The following is a 6,745-nucleotide window of genomic DNA, read 5'->3' on the forward strand; positions in this document are numbered from 1 at the left end:
ATCTTATACCTTTCTTTTAAATAAAAATTCTTAATTTTAATATGTTAATAATTAAAAAATATTATTGTTAAATAATATATATAAATTATATAGAAAAATACATTAAAAATGCATATTTTTAAAGGCAATTTTTACTTAAAAAAGTATAAATAAAAATGGCTAAGTTAGCCATTTAATATTTGTATTTCAAACCTTATTTTACTAATGCACTCAAATCAACATCAGCACGTTCTTTTTCGCTTGCTTCAAATAAAGCCATGTTGTGAAGTTGTAATTTTTCAGCAACATATACAATTGGAAAGTTGTATATTTCTGAGTTAAAGGCGGTAACTTTTTGGTTGTAAATTCTAATTGCTGCATAAATTTCATCTTCTTGTAAAGAAATTTCACTACTTAGTTGTAAGTATAGTCTATCAGCTTTTAATTCTGGATATCTTTCTAATTGAATATTTAAACCTGCTTTAATTGCTTCTAAACCTGAAGATAATTTAGCAGTATCAGTTTCATTAGAAAGAGATGCTAGTTGTTGACGCATTTTAGTAACTTCAGTTAAAGTACTTTTTTCATGTTGTGCATAACCTAATACAACATTTAACATTTTTGTTAAGGTTGCATATCTTTTAGCTTGAGCTGCTTGGATTGTTGAAGATGCATTCATAATATTGATTTGTCTTCTACGATAATCATTTTTTCTTACAATAACTCAAATATAACCTAAGCCTAAAGTAAGAATAATAAACAAAATTATTATGAATTTTTGTCCGCCAGTTGCTTTTGCAGGACGAATTGCATTGTCAACGTTTGGTTTAAAACCTTGAGTGTTTTGTTCTGTTCTTGAATCAAATAACATTTTTTTCCTTTCTTATATAAATTTATAAATAAAAAATTGTTTTATATTATCTATAAATTATATATTATTAAATTTAATTAATTATAAAAGTGATTCTAAAAAGTTAGAAATTTCTTCCAAAGAATAAGGAGATTTATTATCATCTAAATATATTGCACTAATTGTACTATTTATAACAAAATATGATTTGTCTTTAAGCAATGGAAACTTTTTATAGAAATAGTCTATTAGTTGTACAGATGATTGAATTACATTTGTAGCACAATATTTATAAACATCAGCGCTAATTTCTATATTATTTACCTTAATAGCTTCATCAATAATAGGGTCTTGGAAATTACTATTTAAAGTTAATGATGTAGTTTCACATGGTCTTGAAATTATAATACCACTTTTTGAATTTAAGTGAAACTTAGGAAATACATATACTATCTTATTTTCACTAGTTGGATAAAATCTAGTAAATGGTACAGATATACTAGTTCCACTCTTATAAACAATATCTATTAAGTCTTCAGAATATCATGAATTCATAGAAATTATTTGTTCGATAACATTTAAATATTTTTTATGACTTACATATTTAAAATAAATTGGTCTAGTATTATTGAAACGTGCGTATTTAAATTTAAAGAAATTAGATCCACATAATGAATTTAACATATGTATATATTCCAAACTTATATCACTAGAAAATTGCTTATCATCTAAATAGTCAGATAAATATTGCTCACCAATTTCTTTGAAAGATTCAAGACAAATATTTTTGTTAGAATAAGCCATAGTTAAAAATTGAAAAATTTTTTGCGCAGATCTTCAAATTTCTATTTTTATATCGTTTGCAAGTTTATCGAAAGTAATTTCATCATCAGATAATATATTTCTAACTATATAATATGGATTTTCATGATAAGATTCTATATTGTGGCAAGCTAATGATGAAGAATGCAAAGCATTTTGTGATTTATTAATATCAAAGTTAGGAACATTGTTTTGTTTAAAATATGCCTCAAATCCTACGAAATTATTTTGAGTTATTAATGGGAAATATTGAAAATATTTTATTTCGTCATTGTAATAATAATCAAATCTTTTAGCAAACTCAATATTTTCTGGAATAGATTCACCATTTTTTTGTTTTTTCTTTATATCTTTATCAGATCATATTGCATGGGACATACGAATAAAATTTAATGAAGGTAAATAGTTGGTTGGAATTAAATAACAAATTTCTCTATCAAGGAATGGGGTTGGTTCAGTGTGATATGCTGTTATAACTTGTGTATATGTTTTATCACCTGAACTTATTGTTATTGTTGCACTTCCTGAAGTCACTATATCTTTAATGTAAATATATGAATATAAAATATCATATATATAACTATTCCTAATGTCATATTTATTAATAGAAACAAATGAAGCAAAACCTTTTAAATTTTCTATTATTGCTATCTCATTGTGTTTAATATTTCTAACTTTGCTTATTCCATATATACTTAAAAAAGTATCTTTTAATTCTACTAAATTGTATGTTCCAAAAGCTTTCAATAAAGAAGATTTCTTTTCACTAATTAAATTGTTAATAACTTTTTTCTTTTCACTACTAAAATAATTAAATTCATTAATAATTCTTTTATTCTTTTTGAATATTGGAATAAAACATAATCCAATGAGAATAAAAAATAAGAAAAAAATTAATCCATTTGCAAATTTTCTACCTGAAATTTTATTAGTTTTTTTGGCATTGTAAATTTCTTTACGTTCCAAACAAATTTTTTCGTTTAAATTATTTACTAAATCTTTTGACTCGGAAATTTCTTTTGAATTTAAAATAAATTTGTCATAGGTTTTATGAAAAGAATTGACAAATTTTTCATATAAGTTTTTGATTGGGTTTTGTCAAATTAAATTTAAATCTAAATTATGTTCAGCTGTATAATCTTGAACTTCATTTGAATTTTTTATCTTTGTTTCATCTAATTCGTTTTTTATTTCGTTAACTATTCCATCTTCTTTAAAATTATTATCTTCCATACTTTACTCCTTAAAAACATAATAAAAAGTATAATTAATATAATTATACTTTTATTTTATTTTAATTTAATCTTTATTATTTTTATTAATTTCTATTTCTTCAAATGTAGTTGTATAAAAAGGGTCGTCATCATCAAAATCGTTATTTGTTTTTGATTCATTTGTTAATTTGGGGTCTAAATTTTTAGGTAAATTTTCTTTAATATTTTCTCTTTCTAAATTTATCGAAAAGTTTTCAGTTTTATCTAATTTATCCTTAATATTTTTTTCAACATTAGATTCATCATTCGTTTTTAGCATTTTAGAATCGTTATCTATTATTTTTTTCTTTAATTCTTCATTATTTTCGCTACTTTTGAAAATGTCTGTAGACACATATCTAACACCTTGATTTGTTTTTAGTTTGAATATTTGATTTCTAGCAAATTCACGACGTTTTTTATTAAATGACAAATACATAAAATGATAATCACTAATAAAAAATACTAAGCATGAAAACACTAAAATTATTATTGAAAATATAAATGATGAGACTATGCCGCCTGTTTTTCCAAAAGAAGAAAATAAAGCATAAAAGAATGTACCAATAATTCCTGGTGAAAATTTATATGGTAAAAATTCATTATTACTACTTTTGAATAATTTAAATCATTCATTAAATACATTTTTAAAAGTATCTTTAGCTTCATAACCTTTAATATGATATGAAACATAATAAATAGTACTTGCAAAAATAACAATTCCTAATATAAATACAAATAAACGTCACAAGCTAAAGTGAAATATTGATTTTGAATATGTCTTTTTTAAATTAAGTAATTTGCGTAAGCAAAATAATATACATCATATATAAATTAAAATTGAAAAAACACCAAAAAATACATTTATAGTATATGAATGTAAAGTTGTTACTCATTTAATATCCAAAAATGAAATAACAATAAAAAACACTAAAAACATAATTAAGATAGTTCATAATAAATTAGTATCTTTTCAAACAAAATATTGTTTTTCCTTAGTTAAACGTATTTTGTTGTGATCTCTAATTTTAAATTCAACACTATCATCACTGTTTGTTATAATGTTTGGGTTTTTTGCCATTTTAAGTTCCTATATTTCATATAAAGTTATAACAATTAATGGTTCTTTATCAATAATACGATAAATTTTTCTTTTAATTGTTTTTCTTAAATGTTCTTGTATCTCTTTTAAATTTATTTCTTTAGGACTTTTTCCTTCAAATTGTTTTTTAAATAAGTCATTAATAATATTATAAACTATATCTTTATTGTCTTTCGTAATTGCTCCATAAGAATTTATTTGCAATTCACCAATTGGAGTTTTTTTCTTATAATCAATTAAAGTTGAAAGAGCAATAACTCCATCACGTCCTAAGTTTTCTCTTTCTTTAATTACTTCTGAAGAAATGTCACCAATTCCAAACCCATCAATAATAATATGTCCAATATTTTTCATGACATTTTTTTGACTTACTAATTGTCAATTATCAAACTCTGCAATTTTTCCATTTTGTAATACTATACAATTAGCTAAGTTCATACCAATATCTCTAGCAGCTTGCGTAGCAACTACTAAATAACGATAAAGTCCTTGAATAGGAATAAAATATTTAGGTTTAAGTTCCTTAACAAATTTTTTAATATCTTCTTTAGCTGGGTTACATGAATAATATTGATCACTTGTAAGTTCAGTAATATTATATGTTTTTCTTGCAATTTCGTCTAATGTATAAGCATAGTTAACTTCTAAACCATTAACTGGAGGAGCCATAAAAATAATGACATCATCATTACGCAATTTTAAATATAAGTCATTGTCGCTTGCAATTCTAACAAATCTTAAATATAATCTTTCAATTGCACCTGTAACTAAAATAACAGCATTTTGAACATCATTGGCATTACGATAATCAATAAATTTTGGTCATTGTAATGAAGTATCTATTTTAGATATTAAATTAATTAATTGTGAATAATTTCTTCCATATGTAATAACTGGACGGTTATACTTTTTAGCTAAAAGCAAAACTTCATGAGCTGTGATCATATCTTCATCATAAAGTCCAACAATTATTCTTTTACTATTATCAGTTTCCTTAAATTTGTGTTCAATTTTTTGCGATACTCATAATTTTTCTATACTTGTGCCTGGATAGTTAGAATGTCCTGAATCCATAATAAGCATTTTTAGCTCTTTACCATTGAAAGATTGTTTAATTTTATCAATACTTGTTTTACCATAAGGTCCTAAATCGCCATCAACAAAATTAGTTAAAAACAATATGTTTCCTTCATTTGTGTAAAAATTAAAAGCAACTTGGCCTGACATAGAACCAGCAACTTCAATAGGCTTAACTATTACTTCGCCAAAAGTAGTTTCTTTGTTAATTACTTTAACTTCAAAACTATTGTTTTGAATATCATATTTAGAAATTCTATCCATCAAAACAATTTTATTAAATGCAGAAGTATATATTTTTAGACCTTTAATTTTTAATAAAAGTCAAGGAATACCTGAAAAGCTTTCATTATGCACATCAGTTAAAAATAGTCCAACTATATCTTTTTGTCTTTTTTCTAAATAAACATAATCACAAATTAAAGTATCAATTCCATTATTAGAACTAATAGGAACTTTAGTACCAAAATTAATAATAAATATTTTTGAATTAATTTCTAAAATATAACAGTTTTTACCATTTTCATCTAAGCCACCTAAAGCAAAGAAATTTATTTTATTACTAGTCATTATTTTCCTTTCAATATTATCAATTGATAATATAAATTATTAAAATGAAAAAGTTAGATATTTATATTGAAAATATAATAGCATAAAAAAGCAGTTAATTTTAATTTTTTTTCTAAAATTTGGTAATATATTATATGTTACTTATAGAGTAACCATTCTAAAGAGGTTTTCAAACTTATTAAGTACCTTAAAGATGTGACAAAATATAAGGAGTAAATATGTTTGCTATCATAGAAACTGGCGGAAAACAAATAATTGTTAAAGTTGGTGATTCAATATTTATTGAAAAAATAGAAGGCAAAGAAGGAGATAAAGTTAAATTTGACAAAGTTTTAGTTGTCAATGAAAACATTGGTTCTCCTTACCTAAAAGGTTTTTCAGTTGTAGGTAAAATTGAAAAACAAGGTAAAGCCAAAAAAATAGTTGTTTATCGTCATAATGCAAAAAGTACACATAAGCGTAAATTAGGACACCGTCAACCATATACACGTGTTAAAATACTTTCAATTGAAGGAGCTAAATAATGGCACATACAAAAGCTGGTGGAACAACTAAAAACAGCCGTGACTCGGCTGGAAGAAGACTAGGAATTAAAGCAACCGATGGACAATTAATTCATGCAGGTACAATAATTTGTAGACAACGTGGTACTAAAATTTTTCCAGGACAAAATGTTGGAATGGGAAGAGATCATACTTTATTTGCATTAATAGATGGTATTGTTAAATTTGAAGATAGAAGAAATAGAAAATTTGCTTGTGTTTATGCTGAAAAAGAAATTAAAGGCAAAGCAAAAACTTCAGTAAAAGAAGAACCTAAAAAAGTTACTGAACCTAAAAAAGTGGCCGCTCCTAAAAAGTCAGCTACTCCTAAAAAAGAAACTTCTAGCACAACTCCAAAAGTAGCAAAACCTAAAGCAACTACTACAACAAAAAAAGTTGTAGCTAAACCTAAAAACGATAAATAGTTAATAAAAACTTGGACAAATTAATCCAAGTGCTTGAATGAAGTATGAAGTGCAACGCTTGTTGCTTATAACTTTATTCTATTACAAACAAATTAAAATATTAAAAAATTGCAAACGAAAAATTG

5 protein-coding genes and 1 pseudogene are annotated in these 6,745 nt (G+C 24.2%); 2 read left to right on the forward strand and 4 right to left on the reverse strand.

From position 1 onward, the window contains the following. Positions 1–193 precede the first annotated feature (193 nt). The 4 genes from F795_RS0101030 to F795_RS0101045 all read right to left on the reverse strand — a co-directional run bounded on the left by F795_RS0101030 (position 194) and on the right by F795_RS0101045 (position 5,653). Positions 194–850, reverse strand: a complete 657-nt coding sequence (locus F795_RS0101030; protein ID WP_022935888.1) for a LemA family protein — start codon at positions 848–850, stop codon at positions 194–196. An 81-nt stretch (positions 851–931) separates the two neighbouring features. Beyond that, positions 932–2,884 carry a hypothetical protein gene (locus tag F795_RS06345; protein ID WP_022935889.1) on the reverse strand — a complete coding sequence of 651 codons (1,953 nt, stop codon included), beginning with the start codon at positions 2,882–2,884 and terminating at the stop codon, positions 932–934. A 66-nt stretch (positions 2,885–2,950) separates the two neighbouring features. After that, entirely contained in the window at positions 2,951–3,985 is a 1,035-nt protein-coding gene (locus F795_RS06350) for an MFS transporter (protein WP_022935890.1), read from the reverse strand. 9 nt (positions 3,986–3,994) lie between these two features. Further along, positions 3,995–5,653, reverse strand: coding sequence for a ribonuclease J (locus tag F795_RS0101045; protein WP_022935891.1), 1,659 nt, complete (start codon positions 5,651–5,653; stop codon positions 3,995–3,997). 218 nt (positions 5,654–5,871) lie between these two features. Here F795_RS0101045 and rplU point away from each other — a divergent pair, with 218 nt between their 5' ends. Together rplU and rpmA are read left to right on the forward strand one after the other, a co-directional pair. Continuing rightward, positions 5,872–6,177, forward strand: coding sequence for a 50S ribosomal protein L21 (gene rplU / locus F795_RS0101050; protein WP_022935892.1), 306 nt, complete (start codon positions 5,872–5,874; stop codon positions 6,175–6,177). Further along, a pseudogene (gene rpmA / locus F795_RS04655) lies at positions 6,177–6,431 on the forward strand (50S ribosomal protein L27); the annotation flags it as partial. The gene rplU and the pseudogene rpmA, both read left to right, overlap by 1 nt. Positions 6,432–6,745 lie beyond the last annotated feature (314 nt).

Source organism: Metamycoplasma orale ATCC 23714 (assembly GCF_000420105.1).
GTDB lineage: Bacteria > Bacillota_I > Bacilli_A > Mycoplasmatales > Metamycoplasmataceae > Metamycoplasma > Metamycoplasma orale.